Origin of the sequence: Flavobacterium sp. N2270, assembly GCF_025947225.1 — a bacterium.
In the GTDB taxonomy this organism is placed as follows: Bacteria; Bacteroidota; Bacteroidia; order Flavobacteriales; family Flavobacteriaceae; genus Flavobacterium.
This window is the reverse complement of sequence record NZ_CP110005.1, coordinates 1151339-1175598: the sequence shown is the minus strand read 5'-3', so window position 1 is coordinate 1175598 and position 24260 is coordinate 1151339. Positions and strand designations below refer to the sequence as shown.

The 24260-nt window shown below is 30.4% G+C and carries 23 protein-coding genes; 13 read left to right on the top strand and 10 right to left on the bottom strand.

All coding sequences use genetic code 11. From position 1 onward, the window contains the following. Positions 1 to 188: 188 nt before the first annotated feature. From OLM55_RS05400 to OLM55_RS05370, 7 genes are all read left to right on the top strand, one after another. Complete coding sequence (locus tag OLM55_RS05400) at positions 189 to 2603, top strand: carbohydrate binding family 9 domain-containing protein (RefSeq protein WP_264560392.1); 2415 nt, start codon at positions 189 to 191, stop codon at positions 2601 to 2603. Positions 2604 to 2656: 53 nt separating this feature from the next. Then, positions 2657 to 4174 (top strand): 2,3-bisphosphoglycerate-independent phosphoglycerate mutase, encoded by a 1518-nt coding sequence (gene gpmI, locus OLM55_RS05395; RefSeq protein WP_264560391.1) that lies wholly within the window; start codon positions 2657 to 2659, stop codon positions 4172 to 4174. Positions 4175 to 4176: 2 nt separating this feature from the next. Next, entirely contained in the window at positions 4177 to 4695 is a 519-nt protein-coding gene (locus OLM55_RS05390; RefSeq protein ID WP_264560390.1) for a thioredoxin family protein, read from the top strand. Between the two features lie 131 nt (positions 4696 to 4826). Continuing rightward, positions 4827 to 5498: a TetR/AcrR family transcriptional regulator gene (locus tag OLM55_RS05385; protein WP_264560389.1), complete on the top strand. Its 672-nt coding sequence runs from the start codon at positions 4827 to 4829 to the stop codon at positions 5496 to 5498. Further along, positions 5495 to 7156 (top strand): peptidase domain-containing ABC transporter, encoded by a 1662-nt coding sequence (locus tag OLM55_RS05380; protein WP_264560388.1) that lies wholly within the window; start codon positions 5495 to 5497, stop codon positions 7154 to 7156. The genes OLM55_RS05385 and OLM55_RS05380 overlap by 4 nt, the downstream gene beginning before the upstream one ends. A gap of 2 nt (positions 7157 to 7158) precedes the next feature. After that, a complete protein-coding gene (locus OLM55_RS05375; protein ID WP_264560387.1) occupies positions 7159 to 8505 on the top strand; it encodes an HlyD family secretion protein in 1347 nt (448 codons plus the stop codon). 4 nt (positions 8506 to 8509) lie between these two features. Beyond that, positions 8510 to 9892, top strand: a complete 1383-nt coding sequence (locus OLM55_RS05370) for a TolC family protein (RefSeq protein WP_264560386.1) — start codon at positions 8510 to 8512, stop codon at positions 9890 to 9892. 50 nt (positions 9893 to 9942) lie between these two features. On the opposite strand, the gene OLM55_RS05365 is transcribed toward OLM55_RS05370, so the two are convergent. Further along, entirely contained in the window at positions 9943 to 10287 is a 345-nt protein-coding gene (locus OLM55_RS05365; RefSeq protein WP_264560385.1) for an RNA recognition motif domain-containing protein, read from the bottom strand. A gap of 80 nt (positions 10288 to 10367) precedes the next feature. After that, a complete protein-coding gene (locus OLM55_RS05360) occupies positions 10368 to 11642 on the bottom strand; it encodes an acetyl-CoA hydrolase/transferase family protein (protein ID WP_264560384.1) in 1275 nt (424 codons plus the stop codon). Positions 11643 to 11782: 140 nt separating this feature from the next. Here OLM55_RS05360 and map point away from each other — a divergent pair, with 140 nt between their 5' ends. Genes map through OLM55_RS05345 form a run of 3 tightly spaced genes read left to right on the top strand, consistent with a single transcriptional unit; the run spans position 11783 to position 13816 of the window. After that, positions 11783 to 12601, top strand: coding sequence for a type I methionyl aminopeptidase (gene map / locus OLM55_RS05355; RefSeq protein ID WP_264560383.1), 819 nt, complete (start codon positions 11783 to 11785; stop codon positions 12599 to 12601). Between the two features lie 33 nt (positions 12602 to 12634). Continuing rightward, complete coding sequence (locus OLM55_RS05350) at positions 12635 to 13009, top strand: GxxExxY protein (RefSeq protein WP_264560382.1); 375 nt, start codon at positions 12635 to 12637, stop codon at positions 13007 to 13009. Positions 13010 to 13045: 36 nt separating this feature from the next. After that, on the top strand, positions 13046 to 13816 hold the full coding sequence (locus OLM55_RS05345) for a class I SAM-dependent methyltransferase (RefSeq protein ID WP_264560381.1): 771 nt from the start codon (positions 13046 to 13048) through the stop codon (positions 13814 to 13816). Here OLM55_RS05345 and OLM55_RS05340 read toward each other — a convergent pair whose 3' ends face one another. The 8 genes from OLM55_RS05340 to OLM55_RS05305 form a co-directional block, all read right to left on the bottom strand. Beyond that, positions 13817 to 14833 (bottom strand): FAD:protein FMN transferase, encoded by a 1017-nt coding sequence (locus OLM55_RS05340; protein ID WP_264560380.1) that lies wholly within the window; start codon positions 14831 to 14833, stop codon positions 13817 to 13819. Further along, on the bottom strand, positions 14811 to 15173 hold the full coding sequence (locus OLM55_RS05335; protein WP_264560379.1) for a Na(+)-translocating NADH-quinone reductase subunit F: 363 nt from the start codon (positions 15171 to 15173) through the stop codon (positions 14811 to 14813). Before OLM55_RS05335 ends, OLM55_RS05340 begins: the two co-directional genes overlap by 23 nt. Before the next feature lie 92 nt (positions 15174 to 15265). Further along, positions 15266 to 16579 carry an NADH:ubiquinone reductase (Na(+)-transporting) subunit F gene (gene nqrF / locus OLM55_RS05330; protein WP_264560378.1) on the bottom strand — a complete coding sequence of 438 codons (1314 nt, stop codon included), beginning with the start codon at positions 16577 to 16579 and terminating at the stop codon, positions 15266 to 15268. A 2-nt stretch (positions 16580 to 16581) separates the two neighbouring features. Continuing rightward, positions 16582 to 17331, bottom strand: a complete 750-nt coding sequence (gene nqrE / locus OLM55_RS05325) for an NADH:ubiquinone reductase (Na(+)-transporting) subunit E (protein ID WP_264560377.1) — start codon at positions 17329 to 17331, stop codon at positions 16582 to 16584. A 3-nt stretch (positions 17332 to 17334) separates the two neighbouring features. Further along, positions 17335 to 18009 (bottom strand): NADH:ubiquinone reductase (Na(+)-transporting) subunit D, encoded by a 675-nt coding sequence (locus OLM55_RS05320; RefSeq protein WP_264560376.1) that lies wholly within the window; start codon positions 18007 to 18009, stop codon positions 17335 to 17337. Positions 18010 to 18012: 3 nt separating this feature from the next. Then, positions 18013 to 18738: an NADH:ubiquinone reductase (Na(+)-transporting) subunit C gene (gene nqrC, locus OLM55_RS05315; RefSeq protein ID WP_264560375.1), complete on the bottom strand. Its 726-nt coding sequence runs from the start codon at positions 18736 to 18738 to the stop codon at positions 18013 to 18015. A 2-nt stretch (positions 18739 to 18740) separates the two neighbouring features. Beyond that, positions 18741 to 19955 (bottom strand): NADH:ubiquinone reductase (Na(+)-transporting) subunit B, encoded by a 1215-nt coding sequence (locus OLM55_RS05310; protein WP_264560374.1) that lies wholly within the window; start codon positions 19953 to 19955, stop codon positions 18741 to 18743. 27 nt (positions 19956 to 19982) lie between these two features. After that, positions 19983 to 21329, bottom strand: coding sequence for a Na(+)-translocating NADH-quinone reductase subunit A (locus tag OLM55_RS05305; RefSeq protein WP_264560373.1), 1347 nt, complete (start codon positions 21327 to 21329; stop codon positions 19983 to 19985). 196 nt (positions 21330 to 21525) lie between these two features. Between OLM55_RS05305 and OLM55_RS05300 the strand changes: the two genes are divergently transcribed. The 3 genes from OLM55_RS05300 to apaG are packed head-to-tail and all read left to right on the top strand — an operon-like array spanning position 21526 to position 24173. Next, positions 21526 to 22773: a DUF5103 domain-containing protein gene (locus OLM55_RS05300; RefSeq protein ID WP_264560372.1), complete on the top strand. Its 1248-nt coding sequence runs from the start codon at positions 21526 to 21528 to the stop codon at positions 22771 to 22773. Between the two features lie 2 nt (positions 22774 to 22775). Further along, positions 22776 to 23786 carry a DUF3667 domain-containing protein gene (locus OLM55_RS05295; RefSeq protein WP_264560371.1) on the top strand — a complete coding sequence of 337 codons (1011 nt, stop codon included), beginning with the start codon at positions 22776 to 22778 and terminating at the stop codon, positions 23784 to 23786. Next, entirely contained in the window at positions 23787 to 24173 is a 387-nt protein-coding gene (gene apaG / locus OLM55_RS05290; RefSeq protein WP_264560370.1) for a Co2+/Mg2+ efflux protein ApaG, read from the top strand. Positions 24174 to 24260 lie beyond the last annotated feature (87 nt).

Sequence of the window (24260 nt, the reverse complement as noted above, 5' to 3'; positions counted from 1 at the left end):
TAGTAGTTGCAGTTAGTTGGTTAATAATAGTTATCAAATATATTCAAAAAAAATTATGAAACAAATTTTTAATCACATTTTATCGAAAAAAAATGCGTTTTATCGACAAAAAGTCGTTTAGTTAAAGTTTTTATAATTTTTTTCATACGTTTTTTAATGGGTCTATTTTTGTAAAAAATGTAACAATAATGCATAAGAACTTGATTTTCATATTTTTATTGTGTTTTAACAGCTTCAAAACACAAGCACAAGACAACATAATTTCTAAAAAAAAATTAGTTGCTACAAAAATAAATGAGTCTATTGCTATTGACGGGGAATTAAATGAATCTATTTGGAACGAGTCTAAGATTGCTTCTGATTTTGTGATGTTTGAACCAGACAATGGGAAACCCTCTCCAAATGAACTTAGAACCGAAGTAAAAATACTTTACAACAATGACGCGGTTTACATTGGCGCAATTTTATATGACAATGACCCTAAAGCCATTTTAAAAGAAATAACAGAACGTGATAATTTTGGAATTAGCGACTCATTTGGTGTTTACATAAACGGTTATAATGACGGACAGCAAGATTTTCAGTTTTATGTTACTGCATCAAATGGTCAAGCCGATTGTAATTTTACATCACAGTATGGAGAAGATTATTCTTGGAATGCTATATGGGAAAGTAAAGCAAAAGTAACTAATTTTGGTTGGATAGTTGAAATGAGAATTCCATACGCAGCACTTCGTTTTCCTGAAAACAAAGAACAGGTTTGGGGAATTAATTTCTTTAGAGAAGTAAGACGAAAAAGACAAAAATTCACATGGTCGCCTATTAATACGCAAGTAGCTACTTTTTCGCAACAAGCCGGAATTTTAGAAGGAATTTCAAACATTAATCCTCCTACTCGTCTTTTCTTAATTCCTTATGCTTCAGGATATGTAAACTCTAATAAAGACAACACCGAGTTAACCCTAAAAGGTGGTTTGGATATTAAATATGGTATTAATGATGCTTTTACGCTAGATGCAATTTTAATTCCCGATTTTGGACAAACAAAGTTTGATAATGTAGAACTAAATCTTGGTCCATTTGAACAACAATTTAATGAAAACAGACCGTTTTTTACCGAAGGAACAGATTTATTCAGCAAAGGGAATCTTTTATATTCAAGAAGAATTGGAGCTGCTCCTCAATTTTATCCTGAGTTAGCAGACAATGAAATTATTAATGAGTTTCCTTCTACAGTAAATTTATTAAATGCACTAAAAGTGTCTGGAAGAAATTCTGACGGATTGGGAATTGGTTTTTTAAATGCCATTACCGAAAAAACAGATGTGACTATTATAAATCCTGACGAAAATACTTCTCGTAAAGAAACCGTTTCTCCTTTAACCAATTACAATGTAACGGTTTTAGACCAACGCTTTAACCAAAATTCTTCTGTTACGTTTATTAATACAAATGTAACCAGAAACGGAAGTTTTAGAGATGCAAATGTAACGGGCTTACTTTTCGATTTAAATACTAAAAAAAACACGTACAATCTTTCTGGAGATATGAAAATGAGTAGTGTTTATGATTCTGAAAACAAAAACGGAATTAATACTTCTATATATATTGCAGAAACAAGTGGAAAAGTACGATTTAGCTTAGGCGCAAATTATGTTTCAAAAGATTTTGACAATAACGATTTAGGAATCAATTTTCAAACTAATTATACCGACTTTTCAAGTAATGTTAATTATCGAATTCTTAATCCCACAAAACTATTTAACACCTTTCGTATTAACTTAAATTCTTATATGCAATACAACAATACGACTGGTAGAATTCAAGGCAATAATTTCAATATAAATTTTAGCGGAAACAACAAAGCTAATCACTATATGAGCGCTAGTTTTGGTTACAATCCGTTTAAAAATTACGATTATTATGAGCCAAGACAAGATGGACGATTTTTAATTTATCCTGAAAGTTATAACGGAAGTTTGTATCTATCTACAAACTACAACAATAAATTTGCAGTTGATATTAATCCGTATTTTACCAATGTAAATGAAAAAGACAGATATAATTATGGAATAGGTTTTAGTCCAAGATATCGCTTTAGCGACAGATTTTCTCTTATTTATAGTTTTGATTTATACAAACAATTTAACAATGTTGGATACATCGATAATGATGATGTTTCCATATATTTTGCAAAAAGAAACAGAGATACTTATACCAATAGCATTACAAGTAAATATTCTATTAATAGCAATATGAATTTTAATCTTTCTGTAAGACATTATTGGTCTTTAGCCGAAAACAATTCTTTTCACACGCTTAACAATGATGGAACTTTAACTGAAACAACTTATACCGAGAATAAAAATTCTAATTTTAGTACATGGAATTTAGACTTATCTTATTCTTGGTGGTTTGCTCCTGGAAGTCAGATTTCAGTATTGTATCGTAATAATGCTTCTTCTTTTGATAGAGCAATAAATAAAGATTTTAGCAATAACTTTTCAAACCTAATTGGCGATAATTTAAACCACGTTTTATCTGTAAGTATTCGATATTATATTGATTACAACCAAGCAAAAAATTGGCTTAAAAAAGCGTAAAGAATCTACAATTAACTTCTTAAATATTTATCTTTGTAAAAACTCTTTTTAAGATGAATAAGAAAGTAATTTTAATGATTCTTGATGGCTGGGGAAAATCTCCTGATCCAAAAGTTTCTGCAATTGATAATGCAAACACTCCATTTATAGATAGTTTATATACTAAATATCCAAATGCTCAATTAAGAACCGATGGCTTAAACGTAGGCTTACCTGAAGGTCAAATGGGGAATTCTGAAGTTGGTCATATGAACTTAGGTGCAGGAAGAATTGTTTATCAAGATTTAGCAAAAATAAATCTAGCTGTTGCCAACAAAACAATGAATCAAGAAAAGCCATTAATGGATGCTTTTGATTATGCCAAGAAAAACAACAAAGCGGTACATTTTTTAGGATTAGTTTCAGATGGCGGAGTTCATAGCCATACTTCTCATTTACGTGGATTAATTGACGTAGCACAAGCTGAAGGAATTCAAAATATGTTTGTTCATGCTTTTACTGACGGTCGTGATGTAGACCCAAAATCAGGCGCTAATTACATTGCAGACTTAGAAGCATATTTACAAAACACTAATGCAAAATTAGCCTCTGTAATAGGTCGCTATTATGCAATGGATAGAGATAAACGCTGGGAAAGAGTAAAGTTAGCTTATGATTTATTGGTAAATGGATTGGGTTCTAAAACTCAAAATGCAGTTAAAAGTATCAACGAAAGTTACGCAAATGATATTACTGATGAATTTATAAAACCTTTGGTTATAACCGATTCAAACAACAATCCACTTTCAGTAATTAAAGAAGATGATGTTGTAATTTTCTTTAATTTTAGAACAGACAGAGGTCGTGAACTTACAGAAGCACTTTCTCAAAAAGATTTTCACGAACAAAACATGCATAAATTGAATCTGTATTATGTTACCATGACTAATTATGACGACACTTATGCAAATGTTCATGTAATTTATGATAAAGATAATATTACCGAAACGCTTGGAGAAGTATTAGAAAAAGCCCATAAAAAACAAATTAGAATTGCTGAAACCGAGAAATATCCTCATGTTACTTTTTTCTTTTCTGGCGGTCGCGAAGAACCATTTGTTGGTGAAAGTAGAATCTTAAAAAACTCTCCTAAAGTAGCTACTTACGATTTACAACCAGAAATGAGCGCATTTGAATTAAAAGATGCTTTAATCCCTGAACTTAAAAAAGGCGATGTTGATTTTGTATGTTTAAATTTCGCAAATGGCGACATGGTAGGTCATACTGGTGTTATGAGTGCTGCAATTAAAGCATGTGAAGCAGTTGATATTTGTGTAAAAGAAGTGGTTGAAACTGCTTTAGAAAATAATTACACCACGATTATTATTGCAGATCATGGAAATTGCGAAACTATGATAAACCCAGATGGAACTCCAAATACAGCGCATACCACTAACCCAGTTCCAATTATTTTAGTAGACAAAGAACTAAAAAATATAAATAATGGGGTTTTAGGCGATATAGCTCCAACAATTTTGGATCTAATGAATATTCAAAAACCACAAGCAATGACTTGTAAATCTCTTTTATAATTATGAAGAAAATATTATTATTAATTGCCATTACGATCACTTCATGCGCTCCAAAAGCAAAATTTACAATGCATGATGAGCAAAAAATATTAGTTGGAAAAGGAACACAGAAAGACTTACAACAAGAACCTTTTAACGAATGGTTTATTCAAAATTATAATAACTATACTTTAACTGAAGAAATAAAAAGTGAAATTCAAAAAAACATAAAAGACTACACAATTATCATTTTTATGGGAACATGGTGTGAAGATAGTCAAAATCAAGTGCCAAAATTCTATAAAATATTAGAAGAGGTTAACTTCCCTTCAAAAAAAACAACCTTAATTACAATGTCAAGAGACAAAACTACTCCTGAACAATTTGAAAAAGGATTAAATATTACTAATGTTCCAACTTTTATTTTTTATAAAAACGGAAAAGAAGTAAATAGAATTGTTGAATCTCCTGTTGTATCTTTAGAACAAGACATGCTAGATATTATTACTAGCAAAAGCTATAAACATATTTATTTTGAATAAAACAGAACAAAAAAATAAATCATAAAATCCTGAAATTTTCAGGATTTTTTTTTTAAACATAACTTAAATAAAAGTTAAACACTTATTTATTAATAGTAATACTATTATATTTGCAATATAAATATTTAAAAATGCAAAATTTACTATCTAATTTAAAAATAACCATCAACGACAAGCTTTATGTAAAAGATCCTGAAACATCAGAACTTGGTCGTAAAATATTAAAAAACAGCATCGTTTTAATTGACGAAATTGGTTTTGAGGCATTTACATTTAAAAAGTTAGGAGAAAAAATAAACTCTAATGAAAGTTCAATTTATAGGTATTTTGAGAATAAACATAAATTATTAATTTATCTTTCTTCTTGGTATTGGTCTTGGATTGAGTATAATTTAGTATTTGCAACACATAACATCTTAAATCCATTAGACAAACTATCTATATGTATTAAAATAATAACACAAAACATAATTGACGACAAAAACACTCCGCATATAGATGAATCAATTTTAAATAGAATTATAATCTCTGATTTCTCAAAAACACTACTTACAAAAGATGTAGATACAGAAAACAAAGAAGGCTTTTTTTTAGTCTACAAAAGAGTTATTAATAGATTAATGGATATGATCACTGAGGTAAATCCTGAATATCCATATGCAAAAAGCTTGGCTTCTTCAGTAGTTCAGGGTTCATTACATCAGCATTATTTAAAAGATCATTTTAAAACCATTACAAATTTATCAGAAAAAGATTGCCTTTCTGATTTTTATATTCACATGATTAAAAAAACATTAGCATGAGTCCAATAGAAAGATTTAAAAATTTAATACTAGTTGATAAAAAAGATGTTTATCAACTACTTATATATGCAGTATTAGCAGGACTAATTAGTTTATCTATTCCACTAGGAATTCAATCTATAATCAATTTTATACAGGCTGGTCAAGTAAGTACTTCTTGGATAGTTTTGGTTTTCATAGTTGTTATTGGTGTAGCATTTGTTGGAATTTTAAAAATAATGCAATTTCGAATAACCGAAAATTTACAACAAAAAATATTCGTTCGATCATCATTTGAGTTTGCTTATAGATTTCCAAAAATTAAATTTGACCAAATCTATAATTATTCTCCACCAGAATTAGCAAATCGATTTTTCGACACCATAACAGTTCAAAAAGGGTTTTCAAAATTAATATTAGAAGTTTCTACTTCAGCTTTACAAATTATTTTCGGGATTCTTTTATTATCGCTTTATCACTCGTTTTTTATATTTTTTGGAATAATATTACTTGTTTTACTATATATTATATTTAAAATAAATTTTAATACAGGTTTATCAACAAGCCTAAAAGAGTCAAAATACAAATACAAAGTAGCACATTGGCTGCAAGAGATTGCAAGAAATCATTTAAGTTTTAAAAATGGAAAACTTTTCGAATTTTCATTAAATAAAAATGATACATTAGTAAATGAATATTTGTCACACAGAGAAAGCCACTTTAGAGTTTTAAGAAAACAGTTCATCCAACTAACAGGATTTAAAGTACTTATAACTGCCGGATTACTAATTATTGGAGGAATCTTAGTTTTAAACCAACAAATGAATATTGGGCAATTTGTAGCTGCTGAAATTATCATTATTACCATAATATCTGCAGTTGAAAAGCTTTTTTATGGTTTAGAATTATTTTATGATGTAACAACCTCGCTAGAAAAACTAGGTACAGTTGTAGATTTAGAATTAGATGAGAACTCAAAACACTTAAACACAAGTTACTATTTAGAAGACGAAGATATTTGCTTAGAAGCAAAAGAAATATCTTTCCAGTTTCCAGATAGTGATACTCCTGTAATTAAAGAAATTAATTTAACTATAAATCAAGGAGATAGAATTCTAATTCAAGGAGAAAACGGCAGTGGGAAAACAACTTTATTACGTTTACTTGCAAGATTAATTGAACCATCAACTGGAAGCATTTTCTTAAATGATACTAATATTAAAAAATATTGCATTGAAGATTTCAGAAATAATATTGGAGTAATTACAATTGATGACAGCCCTTTTGAAGGAACAATTTATGAAAACATTACATGTAACAATCCAAACATTTCTAAAAAAGAAGTTTCAGAGTTGTTAGAAAAATTAAAGTTAACCAATTTAATAAAATCACTGCCCGCTGGATTAGATACTTTAATGGTTTCAGAAGGAAAAAGAATAAACTCAGCATCAATTCAAAAAATATTATTAGCAAGATGTTTAATAACAAAACCTAAATTATTGTTTCTTGAAGAACCAGTTGAAAAATTAGATAAATATAGTGCTGGAGAAATCATTGACTTTTTAACTGCACCTGAAAATCCATGGACCTTAGTAGTGATAGCTAAAGGGAAATATTGGAAAGAAAAATGCACAAAGATTGCAACATTAGAAAAAAACACAATCAAATCAATTAAATAGCTATGTTAAACATTACAAATAACAGAATAGACAAATGGGTTGATTTAGAAAAATATAAATCATCCAAAGTTTTTGAAGACAATAAAGGCTATCAAAATATAAAGCGAACAATTTGGGTTTTTAGCATATTATTATTTGTATTACTTTTTCTTCCTTGGACGCAAAATGTATCAGGAACTGGTTCTGTAACCACTTTAAAACCTAATCAACGCCCTCAAACCATTCACACTACAATAGCAGGTAGAATTGAAAAATGGCATGTAAATGAAGGAGATTATGTAAAAAAAGGAGATACTATTTTATTTATATCTGAAATTAAGGAAGATTATTTAGATCCAAATTTGATTGAGAACACAGGTAACCAAGTAAAAGCAAAAGAAAGTGCAGTAACTTCATATGAAGGAAAAGTTAAAGCATTAGAAATGCAAATGAGTGCAATTGAAAATGAAAAAAACTTAAAATACAAACAAGCACAAAACAAATTAAAACAATCTTATTTAAAAGTAAAAAGCGATAGTATTGATTTTGAAGCAACAAAAACACAATTAAAAATTGCTAAAACACAATTTAATCGTTCGGTAAACTTAAATAAAGAAGGTTTAAAACCTTTAACAGACGTTGAGGAAAAAAGAATGAAACTTCAAGAAACAGAAGCCAAAATTGTTACCCAAGAAAACAAATATATTTCAAGTCAAAACGAGGTACTTAATGCAACAATGGAATTAAATCGAATTATTGCAGAATATGCCGAAAAAAATGCCAAAGCAAGCAGCGACAAACAAACCGCTTTAAGTTCACAATTTGACACAGAAGCTCAAGTAAACAAATTGAAAAATCAATATACAAATTACCAAATTAGAAACGGAATGTATTATATACTTGCCCCTCAAAATGGTTATGTAAATAGAGCTTTACAATCAGGAATTGGGGAAACCTTAAAAGAAGGAACTCCAATTGTTAGCATTATGCCTTCAGAATTTGATATTGCTGTTGAAACATATGTTAGCCCTGTCGATTTTCCATTGATTCACAAAGGAGAAAAAGTTCGCGTTTGGTTTGACGGTTGGCCATCAATTGTTTTTAGTGGTTGGCCAGGAGCATCTTATGGTACATTTGGAGGAATTATTGTTGCTAAAGAGAATTTTATTAGTCAAAACGGAAAATATAGAATTTTAATTGCGCCCGATAATAGTGAAAAAAAATGGCCTAAAGAGTTAAGCATTGGAGCAGGAACACAAACCATAGCATTATTAGATAGTGTTCCTATTTGGTTTGAAATTTGGAGAACTCTTAACGGTTTTCCTCCTAATTTTTACAACCCTGCAAGTAGTGAACAAACTAAAAAGTAAAAGTATGAAAAAAACGTATATCGCTATACTCTTTTTAATTGGAAACCTTATTTACTCTCAAACTAATTCTAATGTATTATCATTTGAAGAATTTTTGGGCTATGTAAAAACAACTCATCCACTTACTAAACAAGCTAATTTAAAAATAAGTGAAGCACAAGCAAAACTTATGAAAGCAAGAGGCAGTTTTGACCCAAAGTTGGAAGCTGTTTATACCGAAAAAGAATACACAGACAAAAACTATTATTCTATTTTTAATGGAAGTTTTAAAATTCCAACTTGGTACGGAATTGAGATTAAAGCCGCTTTTGACAATTCGGAAGGAATATATTTAAACCCTGAAAATTACTTACCTAACAGCGGCTTAACATCGTTAGGAATTAGTGTTCCAATAGGACAAGGCTTATGGATAAATGAGCGAATGGCCGAATTGCGCAAAGCAAAAATATACCAACGCGTAAATGAAGCCGAACGCAAAATAATGTTAACAGAGGTAATTTATGAAGCATCACAAAGTTATATTAATTGGAAAAGAGCTTTTGATGAAGTTAAATTATATGATGATTATTTAAAAAATGCAACTACTCGTTATAATGGTATTCTTACACTTATTAAAGAAGGAGATAAACCTGCAATTGACAGTGTTGAAGCAGGAATTACAGTTAAAACTAGAAAACTAAATTTAGAAAATTCAAAACTTAAGTTAATAAAAGCTAAACTAGCCTTATCTAATTATTTATGGACAGAAGACGGAACTCCCTTTGAAATTGAAGATTTCATTCGACCAGAAGAAGTATTAAATGAAAATTTCCTATTTATTTTAAAAATTGATGATTTTCAAAATTTTTCTATCCAAAATCACCCAAAAATTGAAGCTTTAAATAGTAAAATTGAAATTCTTAATGTAGAAACAAAATTAGCAAGCAATAGTTTGCTTCCAAAATTAGATCTAAACTATAATTATCTTTCAGAACCAAGTGCTTTCGATGATTATCGATTAAACAATTACAAACTCGGTGTAAATTTTTCATTCCCTTTATTTCTTCGAAAAGAAAGAGCAAATTTAAAATTAGCTAAAGTTAAAGTTTCTGAATCTCAATTTGGTCTAAACTTTGAGCAACAAACTTTAATCAACAAAATAGAAGGACAAAAAAATGAGATTAATTCCTATAGAAAACAAATACAATTAATATCAGACTTAGTGATTAGCTATAACCAAATGCTTAACGCAGAAGAAAGATTGTTTCAAATGGGAGAAAGTTCTTTGTTTTTAATTAATTCTAGAGAAAACACATTGGTAACTGCTCAACTGTCAAACATTCAATTAACAAATAGTTATTTACAGTCTGCTTTAGATTTATATAAAACAATGGCTAACCCTGAATAAAAAAATCCCGCTTTCAGCGGGATTTTTTTTATTTTAGAAAAGAATGTTAGTTAATAACCTCCTCTATTGTTATCTCTGTTGTTAGAGTAACCACCTCTACTACCACCATTGTTTCCACCACGGTTATTGTTAAAGCTTCTTCTTTCTCCTTCTGGTTTTGGCTCAGATTTGTTTACCACAATCGTTCTACCTTCAACAGTTCCACCGTTTAACTCATCAATTGCTTTTTGAGCTTCAGCGTCATTTGGCATTTCAACAAAACCAAACCCTTTACTTCTTCCAGTAAATTTATCAATTATTATTTTAACTGAATCTACAGTTCCATAATCTTCAAAAAAACCTCTTAAATCTGCTTCCTCAATACTGTACGGAAGACTTCCTACGAAAATATTCATTTATATAAAATTTATTGCGTCAAAGGTAGGTTATTAATGGTTACCAAAAATTTTTATTTTATTTATTTTAACACAATAAGTTACAAACTATTTATTAGTGTATAATACTCTCTGTCAATTCTTTCTTGATGTGCTGGATGTGCAATATTAACTAATTGTGTAGCACGTTGCTTTAATGTTTTTCCATACAAATCTGCTATCCCATTTTCAGTTATTACATAATGTATATGAGAACGAGTGGTAACTACACCTGCTCCTTGCTTTAAAAAAGGCACAATTCTACTTTCACCCTTTTTGGTAATTGAAGGTAAAGCAATAATAGCTTTACCGCCTTCACTTAAAGAAGCTCCTCTAATAAAATCCATTTGTCCTCCCACTCCTGAATACATTTTAGCACCAATAGAATCTGCACAAACTTGACCTGTTAAATCTACTTCAATAGCAGAATTAATAGCAACCATTTTGTTGTTTTTTCTAATTTTTGCCGTATCATTTACAAAAGAAGATTCTTTCATTTCAATAAAAGGATTGTCGTCTATAAAGTCGTATAGTCTTTTAGAACCCATTAAAAAAGTAGCCAATGCTCTACCTCTACTTACACTTTTATAATTACAATTAATTACGTCTTTTTCAATTAAATCTATCACACCATCAGAAAACATTTCAGTATGAAGTCCTAAATTTTTATGGTTTATTAATTTACTTAAAGCTGCATTTGGAATTGAACCAATACCCATTTGCAAAGTGCTTTTATCTTCAATTAACGAAGCAATATAAGTACCTATTTTATCTTCCTCAGCTGTAAAAGAAACTACATCATGAGCAAATATTGGAACATTAACTTCAACCAAATAATCAATTTCTGATACATGAAGAATTCCATCTCCAAAAGTTCTCGGCATATTTGGATTAACTTGCGCAATAACGGTTTTTGCATTTTCAATTGCAGCTACAGAAGCTTCTACCGAAACACCTAAGGAACAATAACCATGACTGTCTGGAGGTGAAACTTGAATAAAAACAACATCTAATTTTAAGACATTTTTTCTGAAAAGTAGCGGCAGTTCGCTTAAAAAAACCGGTGTATAAGAACCGTTACCAGCTTTTAAAGTATGGCGAACATTTGCACCAATAAAAAAAGAATTCACATGAAAACTTTCTGCTAAAGTAGGGTTTGCATAGGGAGCATCTCCTTCTGTATGCAAATGACAAATTTCTACATTTTTCAATTCTGAAGCTCTTTCAGCAAGAGCTTTAGTCAAAATAGTTGGTGTTGCTGCCGCAGCTTGCACATAAACCCTATCTCCTGATTTTACAATTTTTACAGCTTCTGCAGCTGTTACATACTTACTCATACCTAATGTGATTTTATATTCTGCAAAATTACTATTGAATCAGCTTTTAAAACATGATAATTCTCATTTAAAAATCAATTTTTAAAATTGAAATTAAAATTGTTTAGAAAATTGTACTTTTGTGCTCATAATTTTTTGATATGATTATTATAAAAACAAGAGAAGAAATTGAATTAATGCGCGAAAGTGCTTTAATCGTTTCTAAAACATTAGGATTAATAGCTAAAGAAATAAAGCCAGGTGTAACTACTTTATACCTTGATAAACTTGCCGAAGAATTCATTAGAGATAATGGAGCTGAACCGGCATTTTTAGGCATGTATGGCTTTCCTAATTCGTTATGCATGAGTCCGAATACTCAAGTTGTACACGGAATACCTAACAACACACCTCTTGTTGATGGCGATATTATCTCAGTTGATTGTGGCGCTTTGAAAAATGGTTTTTACGGAGACCACGCTTATACTTTTGAAGTAGGTGAGGTTGCCGAAGAAACAAAAAAGTTATTACAAGTAACTAAGGAGTCTTTATATATAGGAATTAAAGAAACTAAAGTTGGTAACAGAGTTGAGGATATTGGTTATGCCATTCAACAATATTGTGAAAGCCATGGCTACGGTGTTGTTCGTGAGCTTTGTGGGCATGGAATTGGAAGAAAAATGCACGAAGATCCAGAAGTAGCAAACTACGGAAAACGTGGTCGTGGAAAAAAACTAGTCAACGGAATGGTTATCGCAATCGAACCGATGATTAATATGGGAACTAAAAACATTGTACAACATAAAGACGGTTGGACAATTACAACTGCCGACAGAAAACCTTCTGCTCACTTTGAACACGATGTAGCTATAGTTGATGGAAAACCAGAATTACTTTCAACATTCGCTTACATATATGAAGCTTTAGGAATAACTTCCAATGAAGAAGATGGGTTAAGACAAGTCCCTTTTACAATTTAATTGAACACCAATTCCACAAATTAACACTAATAGATGAGTGAATTAATTCATAAAGAAGAAGTATTTAAAATAATTGGACTGTGTATGGAAGTGCACAATCATTTAGGGAAAGGACATAATGAAAAGGTTTATGGAGATGCTTTAGAAATAGAATTCAAATTAAATCATATTCCATATATAAGAGAACAGAAATATACAATTGAATACAAAGGGATTCAATTACCAAGTTATTATTTTTCTGACTTTACAGTTTATGATAGTATCATTATAGAATTAAAAGCAATTCAAGAATTATCTTCTGGCGAAACTAAACAAGTTTTAAATTATTTAGCAGCCTCTAAATGTAAGTTGGGGTTACTTGTAAATTTTGGAGAAGACAGCTTAAAATATAAAAGATTGATATTATAAATTTAATTCGTGCTAATTAGTGAAATTAGTGTTTATATGAAAAAAATATTCAAGTTTATTTTAAATACGATACCAAGACCAATCTTAATTCGTTTAAGCATTGTGGTTCGCCCAATTATTGCTTTAGTATTAAAAGGAAATAAGTTCACCGATCCAATTGACGGAAAAAGCTTTAAAATGTTTTTACCTTATGGTTATGGTACTCAAAGAAACAATGTACTTTCACCAAGTACACTTTCGCTTGAAAGACATCGTTTGTTATGGTTGTATTTACAAAATGAAACGAATTTCTTTACCTCTGAAAATAAATTAGAAGTGCTTCATTTTGCACCTGAACAAGAGTTTTATAAGCGCTTTAAAAAACAGGCCAATATAAATTACACCACAACCGACTTACTTTCTCCATTAGCCGATGTAAAGGCAGATATATGTAATTTACCTTTTGAAGATAATGCTTATGATATTGTTTTGTGCAATCACGTTTTAGAACATATTCCGGATGATACTAAAGCGATGCAAGAATTATATCGCGTATTGAAACCAGGCGGAATGGGAATATTTCAAATTCCACAAGATTTATCACGAGAAGTTACTTTTTCAGATGATTCTATTACCGATGCTAAAGAAAGAGCTAAAATATTTGGTCAATACGACCATGTTAGAATTTATGGCAGAGATTATTTTGACAAATTAAGAAGTATTGGCTTCAAAGTTGAAGAAATAGATTACACCAATACAATTTCTCCTGAATTGGTTGAGAAATATTGTTTAGCTAAAGGCGAAATTATTCCGGTTTGTTTTAAGTAATTACTCTTTGAACAATTGATTAAAATTTTCTGAAGTAAATCGTTGTAATTCGTTATTTTCATCAGCATACATGATCATTACGTATAAACCTGGATGTTGTTTTATAAATAATTTACTTTGTTCTAAACTCATAACCATAAAAGCTGTAGCATAACCATCGGCCATTTTACAAGTCGAAGTCAAAACCGTTGCACTCAACACATTACTTTTTTGAGGTTTTCCTGTTTTTGGGTTTATAGTATGAACGAATTTCTCTCCAGTAATAGAGTCAATAACTACTTTACGATAATTTCCTGAAGTTGCCATTCCAAGATTTTCCAATTTAACAGTTGCAATTAATTTACGTTCATTTTCAGATTGCAATGGATCATCTATACCTACCACCCAATTCTTAGCGTCAATTGTGTTTTTTCCCAGCGCGAATAACTCTCCTCCAATTTCTACAATTGCGTTTTCAATTCCTTTGGACTTTAAGAAAATTGTCATAACATCTACCGAATAACCTTGTGCTATCGCATTAAAATCAAAATAAGTTGATGCATGTAATTTAGAAATTGTTTTATTTGTATTCAATTTCACTTTATCAAAACCAACATATTCCAACAAACTATCAATTTGAAGCTGATTTAAGTCTTTTCGCTGATGATTTGGACCAAACCCATAAGCATTGACCAAAACACCAATTGTAGGATCAAATAAGCCGTTAGTTTCTTTATAAATCTGATGAGAAGCATTAAATGTTTCTACAAACATATTGTCTACAATAATAGTAGAATCTCCAGCATTTAACTTAGAAATATTAGAGTCAGGTCGATAAGTAGACAAAGACATATCAAAAGCCAATAATAAAGAATCAACTTGATTTTTAGTAACCAATTCTTCATTAGCAATGTATTTAATGCTATATGTACTTCCTTGTGCTTCTCCTTGAATAACAAAAAATTGATTTTCTTTTTTCTTACAAGAAACTGTAAGTACTAAAAGTACCAGAAGCCTATAAAAGTTCTTTGTAACCATTGTAATTGATGATATAATCTGATGTTGTGTAAATTGGCTTTTCTAAATCTTCGGCATTAGCAATTCCAACTCCAGCAAACAATACTTTTGCTTTTTTTGATTTTGCGTGATTGATAAATGTTTCTACAAACAAAACATTTGGTTCTTCTGGATTAATAGGATAAGGAACTACCTGTACCATTACAAAATGTAAAGTGTTTTGTGTATCAACACAAACAAATTGTGGATGCTTTTTCAATTGACTATTAATTGCAATGAACTCAAAACCTTTTTTTTCAAGGTCTTTCCCTACGTGGTTCATGCCTATTTGATGTAATTCTTGTTCAGTTAACTCTTCCATAGTACAAAAATAGTTAATTTGGAAATGTGTTGATTTAGTTATTGGAATTAAATTAAAAAAACCGATTCATTTCTGAATCGGTTTTTGATATATTAACCTCCGAAGTCATCAAATCTGATGTTTTCAGGATCAAGTCCGAAGTCTTCACCCATTTTTTGAACAGCGTTGTTCATCATTGGTGGACCACAGAAATATAATTCAATATCTTCTGGATTTTCATGGTTTGATAAATAATTATCAATTACAACATTATGTATAAATCCAACAAATCCATCTCCTTCTCCGTCAATTCCATCTTTAATTTTCCAATTATCTTCTGCTTGAGGCTCAGATAATGCTAAATAGAATTTGAAGTTAGGAAAATCTTTCTCTAAAGCTCTAAAGTGATCTGTGTAGAACAATTCGCGCTTAGAACGACCACCGTACCAATAGGTAACTTTACGTCCTGTTTTAATAGTACGGAATAAATGATACAAGTGAGAACGCATTGGTGCCATACCAGCTCCACCACCTACATAAAGCATTTCTGCTTCAGATTCGTTAATGAAGAATTCTCCATAAGGACCAGAAACTACAACTGGATCTCCTGCTTTTCTAGAGAAAATATATGAAGAAGCAACACCTGGATTTACTTTTGCCCAACCATTGATGTTTCTATCCCATGGCGGAGTAGCAACACGTACATTCAACATAATTTTTCTTCCTTCAGCTGGGTAAGAAGCCATAGAATATGCTCTTTCAACCAAATCTCCATTTTTCATTACTAATGGCCATAAATTAAATTTATCCCATTCTGCTTTGAATTTTTCAGGTTCACCTGGATGTTCAACTGGATGAGCAGTAATGTCAATATCTGTAAAACTGATTTCACATTTAGGAATCTCAATTTGGATATATCCACCTGCTTCGTAATGCATATCTTCTGGCAACTCAACGATAAACTCTTTAATAAAAGACGCTACGTTATAGTTAGAATAAACTTTTGCTTCAAATTTCTTAATTCCAAACACTTCTTCTGGAACTTCAATTACCATATCAGACTTAACCTTCACTTGGCATCCTAAACGCCAACCTTCAGCTAATTCTTTTCTACTAAAATGAGGTGTTTCTGTTGGTAATGCTTCTCCACCACCTTCTAAAACTTTACATTTACATTGAACACAAGTTCCACCTCCACCACATGCAGAAGGTAAAAATATTTTACTAGAACCTAATGTAGAAAGCAATGTGTTACCAGAACCTACTTCAATTTCGTTTTCTCCGTTTATTTTAATTTTAACAGGACCAGACGGTACTAACTTAGCTTTTGCAAATAAAATAATTGCGACAAGAGCTAATAATAAAATTAAAAACGCTATTACTGTTGTACTGATTAAACCACCAGTAGTTACTTCTAAAGCTATCATAATTATTGTTGTACTGTTATGGTTAATGAATCGTTTGCTGTTTCAACAACTGTAGAATCTGCAACTTCTTCTACAACTTCTGTTGTAGCTAGAGTAACATTTTCAACTAGTTCTTTTTTAGGTTCAGCACTATCGCCTCCTGAAAGCATCCCCCCAAAAGACATAAAACCAATTGCCATTAAACCTGTTAATATAAATGTCATACCTAAACCTCTGAAAGCAGGAGGAACATTTGAATATCTGATTTTTTCTCTAATTGCAGCAATTGCAACAATTGCTAAAAACCATCCTATACCTGAACCTACACCGTAAACAGTTGCTTCTGTAATGTTGTTAAATTCTTTTTGTTGCATAAATAATGAACCTCCAAGGATTGCGCAGTTTACAGCAATTAAAGGTAAAAAAATACCTAATGATGTATATAATGCTGGAGCAAATTTCTCTACAATCATTTCAACTAATTGTACCATTGTTGCAATAGTAGCAATAAAAAGAATAAATGTTAAGAAACTTAAATCATAGTCTGCATACTCAGGTCCCATCCATACTAATGCACCTGGTCTTAATAAATATTGATCTAATAAGAAGTTTAAAGGAACTGTTACTAACATTACGAAAATAACTGCTGCTCCAAGACCTACTGCTGTAGATACTTTTTTAGAAACTGCTAAGTAAGAACACATTCCTAAGAATGTTGCAAATACCATATTATCAATAAATATTGATTTTAAAAATAATTGTAATAATTCCATTTCTTAGTTTGTTTCTATTAGACTTTTATTTCTTGAACGTTGGAATCCAATAATTAATCCTAATGTAATAAGCGCCATTGGAGCTAATAACATAAAACCATTATTTTCATATCCTATAGCGTATAGTCCTGTTTTCTCAACTGGATCACCAAATACTGGGAAACCTAATAATTTTCCAGAACCTAATAACTCACGAAAGAAACCAACTATTACTAAAATTAATCCGTATCCTGCAGCATTACCAATACCGTCTAAGAAAGATTTCCAAGGTCCGTTTCCTAAAGCAAAGGCTTCAAAACGTCCCATGATAATACAATTTGTAATAATTAACCCGATGAATACTGAAAGTTTCTTAGCCAAATCTGGCACATAAGCTTTCAAAGTTAAATCTACAAGAATTACTAAAGCAGCAACTACTACTAATTGAGCAATAATTCGAATTGCAGAAGGAATAATATTTCTCATTAACGAAATAACTACGTTACCAGCAGCTAAAACAAACATTACAGACAATGCCATAATGATAGAAGCTTTTAACTCAGCAGTAATTGCTAATGCAGAACAAATACCTAATACTTGAACAGTAATAGGGTTACTATCCATAAGCGGATCTTTAATTAAACCTATATTCTTTTTTGAGAACAATGGCTCTTTTTCTATGTTTTTATTTTCTGCCATAGCTTATTTTTTTAAAGTTTCGAAATAAGGCAAGTATAACTTAATCCCAGAATTTAACATTGCTCCAACTCCAGTACCTGTAATTGTTGCTCCTGATATAGCATCTACTTGATTATCTGTTTTATCTTCATTATTTGGATCACCGTTTGATTTAGAAATTTCAACCGATTTATAATTTCCTTCAGCATCAAAAAGCATCTCACCTTTAAAATCATCTTTAAAGAACGATTCGGTAATGTTAGCTCCTAAACCTGGCGTTTCACCTTTATGGTCAAAAAACACTCCATTGATACTTTTTAAATCATCATTTATAGCGATATATCCCCAAATTGCATCCCAAAGTCCGTTACCTCTTACTGGAACGATGTAAAGTTTTTTCCCATCTTTTTCACCAACAAATAAAGGTAATTTTTGAACCAAACCTTGTTTAGCATTATCTAATTCTTTCTTTATATTAATTAAATACGCTTCTTTATCTTCAGTAACTTTTTCACCTTCGATAACGTATTGTGTTTTAATATATTGATTGAATGTCTCAGTAGCATTTGATCTGTCAGAATCGACACCCATTGCACTTAAAATATCCATTTGCGTTTTAACTTTATCGTTGTTATCACGCATTTCTTTTGTAGCATTTGCAAAAAATGCCAATAAAGAACCTACTACTAATACTAATATTATTGAAAAAATAATAGTATATGAATTTGAATCTGTACGTTTAGTTGACATAATTAAGCAGTTTTTGTGTTTAAACGTTTCATTCTTCTTTTCACATTTCCTTGAACCACATAATGGTCAATTGTTGGAGCGAAAACGTTCATTAATAAAATCGCCATCATAACACCTTCTGGATAAGCAGGGTTAAACACACGAATTAATATACTAATGAATCCTATTAAGAAACCGTAAATAATTTTCCCTTTATTAGTTTGTGCTGCCGAAACAGGATCTGTTGCCATGAACACAACACCAAACGCTAAACCACCAACTAATAAGTGTTGCCAGAAAGGGAAAGCCATTAATCCATAGAATTTACTTGATTCAGTGATAACACCAGCATCAACAATTCCATTAAAAATTAATCCCATTACAATAGCACCAACAACTGATGATATCATAATTCTAGCACTTCCAATTCCAGTAAAAATTAACCAAGCTGCTCCTAATAAAATTAAGAACGTTGATGTTTCTCCAACAGAACCAGGTATCATACCAAAAAACATATCTGAAGCCGAAAAGCTAGGTGTATGATTAGCAGCTAAAGTACCCAAAATTGTTTCCCCAGAAATAGCATCTACTCCATTAGCTTTAGTTACTCCGTCAACAGCTCCGTGAACCCAAACTTTATCTCCAGACATCCAAGCTGCCCAGTTAAAGAATAAGAATGCACGAATTGTTAAAGCAGGGTTTAGAACATTCATTCCTGTTCCACCAAATAATTCTTTTCCAATTACAACCCCAAATGCTACTGCAACAGCAAGCATCCATAAAGGCAAATCAACTGGAACAATAAGTGGCACAAGCATTCCTGTTACAAGATAACCTTCTTCTACTTCATGTTTATTAACTGTCGCAAAAATAAACTCAATACCTAAACCAACACCGTATGAAACGATTAATAAAGGAAGAATTTTTTGAGCTCCAATTAATAAATTGTCTAGTGTCCAGAATTCGCTAGACAAAAAAGCGATTCCTTCTGGAAAACCATTTATTTGTGAATAATGCTGAAAACCAGCATTAAACATACCGAAAATTAAAACTGGCACCATTGCCATAATTACTGTGTTCATAACACGTTTTAGATCGGTTGCATCTTTAATATGAGTACCATTATGAGTAGTCATATTAGGTAAGTAAAGAAAAGTATGCAAAGCATTAAAACCTTGCTCGAATTTAGTACCTCTGTACTTTTCCTTTAAGTTATGTAAATTTTGTTTCAATCCCATTATAGTGATTTTTAAATTTCTTGAAGATTAACCTACTTCTTTTATCATTATATCTAATCCGTGTCTAACAATTGCCTGATGCTCTTGTTTAGAAACGCAAATATATTCTGTAAGCGCAAAATCTTCTGGTGCTACTTCATAAATACCTAAAGCTTCCATTTGATCAATATCTTTTACCAAAATTGCTTTTAACAATTGAATTGGGTAAATATCCAAAGGGAATACTTTCTCATAATCGCCAGTAAGAACAAAAGCTCTATGCTCACCATTAGTATTTGTATTTAAATCGTATTTTTTATTTGGTGTTAAAAACGAAAACATATTTGCTCTATAAACACTAAATTTATTAGGCCTTGGAATATTCCAACCAAAGAAATCATAATCATCTCCTTCAGGAATTGAAGTAACTGTATTTGAATAGTAACTCAAGAAGTCTTCTTTTGATTTTTTAACGCCGGTTAAAACATCTCCACTAATAATTCTATAATTACCGTCTTTTATATTACCTGCAACAACATCAGCTATTTGAGCACCAATTGTAACGTTTACATAAGAAGGTTTATTAAAACCAGTTCCCGCTAAAGCAACTGTTCTTTGTAAGTTTAATTTACCTGTTAAGAATAACTCTCCAATAATAGCAACATCTTCCATTTGGATAGTCCAAACTTTTTCCCCTTTATTAATTGGGTCAATTTTTGCAATTTGAGTTGAAACTAATCCTACTGGATGAACTCCTTGACCTTTATGAACAGAAACTCCATCTACATTTGGCATAAAATCTGCCGAAGGAGACACCGTTACATGAACTTCACCAGGTGTCAACTTAGTTAACGCTGTAAAACCAGCAGCCAAAGCATCTTGTTTTCCATTCATGGTAAAATTTAAATCAGCAGCTAATGGTGCTGAGTTAATACCAGAAACAAAAATAGCTTTCGGTGTGTCAGCGGAGTTTGCAACAACATCATAAGGACGTTGTTTAACAAATGGCCAACATCCAGAAGCTAACAAATGTGCTTTTACTTCTTCTGATGATAAATCTTTAGGATTTTTCTTGCTATGCTCTAAATGGCTATCTTGAGAATCAGCAGCGATAAGAATTTCTAAAACAACTCTTTTCTCACCTCTTTTGATTTCTTGAATAGTTCCACTTACAGGAGAAACAAACTTTACTGACTCATCATTTTTTGAGTAGAAAATTACTTCTCCAGCTTTTACAATCGCACCCTCTTTAACTATTATCTTAGGAGTAACTCCATGAAAATCAGAAGGTTTAATAGCATAGACTTTCGATCGGCTAACATCAGATTTTGATTTCTCTGATTCACCTTGCAACTTAAGGTCTAAACCTTTTTTTATTCGAATGTCTTTTGACATGTGTATTGAAGATATGGTTAGTACTATTTTATAAAACGTGCAAATTTAAATAATTAGGTAACACGATACCAAAAATATAGCCACTCATTTTTATTATTTATAATAATTCTAAATTGAATTAAAAAACGAATAACAGCATAAAAATTGTAATAGCTTTTAGAGAATTCTTATTTTTACAATCATTAACAACAATTACATGCGTAAAATCCTAATTACTTTATTATCAATAGTTTTAAATTTAGCTTGCTATTCACAAGTTGAAACTGAAATTCAACCACCATTTAACATTAAAACTGTTTCTTTTACACAAAATAGTAATAATATTACTCCTTTTGTAAAACTGGGAGATAGCTTTAGTTTAGAATTTGATGATTTGTTTGGTAACGAAGCCGATTACTATTACACCATAACACTTTATAATTATGATTGGACCGAAAGTACTTTAGTAAAATCAGAATATCTAAACGGAATGGATAATCAAAGAATTATGACTTATGAAAATTCATTTAACACTCTACAACAATATTCTCATTACACACAAGTTTTTCCTAATAAATTCAATAGAATTACAAAAAGCGGAAATTATATTATCAAAATATTTAACAATGATCAAGAGATTGTTTTTTCAAGAAAAATAATTATCTATGAAGACATTATTGGAGCAAGTTTATTGGTAAAAAGAGCAAGAGACTTCGAATCATTAAACGAAAAACAGAATTTAGAACTGACTATTAATTACGGAGAAAGAGTACTTCAAAACCCACTTAAAAATATAAAAGTTTCATTTTTTCAAAATGGAAATTGGAACACCGCCATACACAATGTAAAACCTCAATATACCTTAGGTAGCGAATTAATTTATAGGTATAATGAAGAAACTCAATTTTGGGCAGGAAATGAATTCTATACACTAGACAATTCAAACATTAGAAACAATAACAACTCAGTTTCAAAAGTAACAGCAGGAGATATTTACAACTCTCATTTATATATAAACAACGCAAGACAAAATAAACCTTACACTTATTTCCCTGATTTTAACGGAAATTTTTATAGTAAAAACATCAATTCAGAAAACCCTAAAACAGAAGCAGATTATGCATGGGTTTATTTCACATTAGAAGCCCCAAGCTATTTCTTAGAAAAGGACATTTACATAAATGGCATGTTTAACAACTATAGCCTAGGTGATGAATTTAAGTTAAAATACAACCCAAAAAATGGCTTGTTTGAAAAAGCAATACTTTTAAAACAAGGATACATAAACTACCAATATGTAATTGCTGATACACAAAAAAATATTGACTTTGAAAATGCAATTGACGGAAATTTTTACTTAACTGAAAACAACTATGTGGCTATCATTTATTACAAAGGAAATAATGACAGAACCGATCATGTTATAGGAATTACTAGAACTAACAGTGAAACCATTAGGAATTAAAAATGACCAAAAGAAAAGACCAGTCTTACAGAAGCGACAAATGCTTAAACTGCAACACACCGTTAGATGTAAGTGAGAAATATTGTCATTATTGCGGCCAATTAAATTCTACTAAAAAAATTACCGTTTCAGATTTCTTTGAAGAATTTTTTTCTAATTTTTATGCTTACGATTCAAAACTAAGAAACACATTCTACTTTTTATTTTCAAAACCAGGCTTTGTAGCTAAGCAAATTGTAGATGGAAAAAGACAAACATTTGCAAATCCATTTAGATTGTTTTTAAGCATTACAATACTGTTTTTTATTATTGATAATATTCACGAAAACTCATCTGCCAAGGCAAACAGGAATTCATCAAGTACAGAAACCAAAGCTGATGATTTTGTTTTAAGCAAAAAGTTTCATACTGATTCTATCTATACATCTAAAGAAATATTAAAAGACAGCACTTCTATTATTGATGTATATTATTACCAAATAACTTCTTTTAGAAACTACTCTTTAAAAAATTCAAATCACACTTCAAAAGAAGCATTTAAAAACCTTCAATACAAAGACAATAGACTCAATCGATTTTTATACAATAAAGCCCAAAGTTTAAAATCAAATAATTTAAAAAGAGAAATTGGAGATTATTTTATTTCTAAATTACCTTTTCTTATTTTTATCTCTTTACCATTTATTACTTTAATATTCTGGTTAGTTTTTTATACCAAAAAATACAATTTTGCAGATCATTTAGTATTTACTTACACTTTTTACACCTTTTTATTTATTATTCTTTTCATCAATACATTATTGAGTTTTATTTCAAATAACTTATATGAAATCATACTAATTGGCTCATTTTTAATCTTATTCCCAATATATCTGTACAAATCTTTAAGATATTTTTATGAAAATCAACGTTGGAAAACAATATTTAAATTTGTACTTTTGAATTTATTATTTTATCCAATTATTATAATAACCATATCATTAATCTTATTTACATCAATACTATTTTTCTAAATGGTAACACAAATAACAAAAGGTATAAAAATTTCTGTATTAACTAGTTTTGAAGGAACATACTTCAAAAACTACAAAATTCATTTTGCTTTTAGTTACCAAATAACAATAGACAACCAAAGCAAAGATTCAGTTCAACTAAACTCAAGACATTGGGAAATTTACGACGCTTTAAATAATAAAGAAATTGTAGATGGCGAAGGTGTAGTTGGCAAAAAACCCGTTATTAAACCAGGTGAGTCTCATACTTACTCTTCAGGTTGCTTATTATCATCTCCCATTGGAGCGATGAATGGGTTTTATAATATGATTAACTTTACTTCAACAAAAAGCTTTAAAGTAATAATACCTACTTTTAAATTTAGCGCTCCATTCGCTCTAAATTAATATTTTAGATTCAAAACTCTGCTACTAAAGTTACCTGAGATTCGATTATTTTTTATTAAATTTGCATTGCAAAAAATTTAATAATTC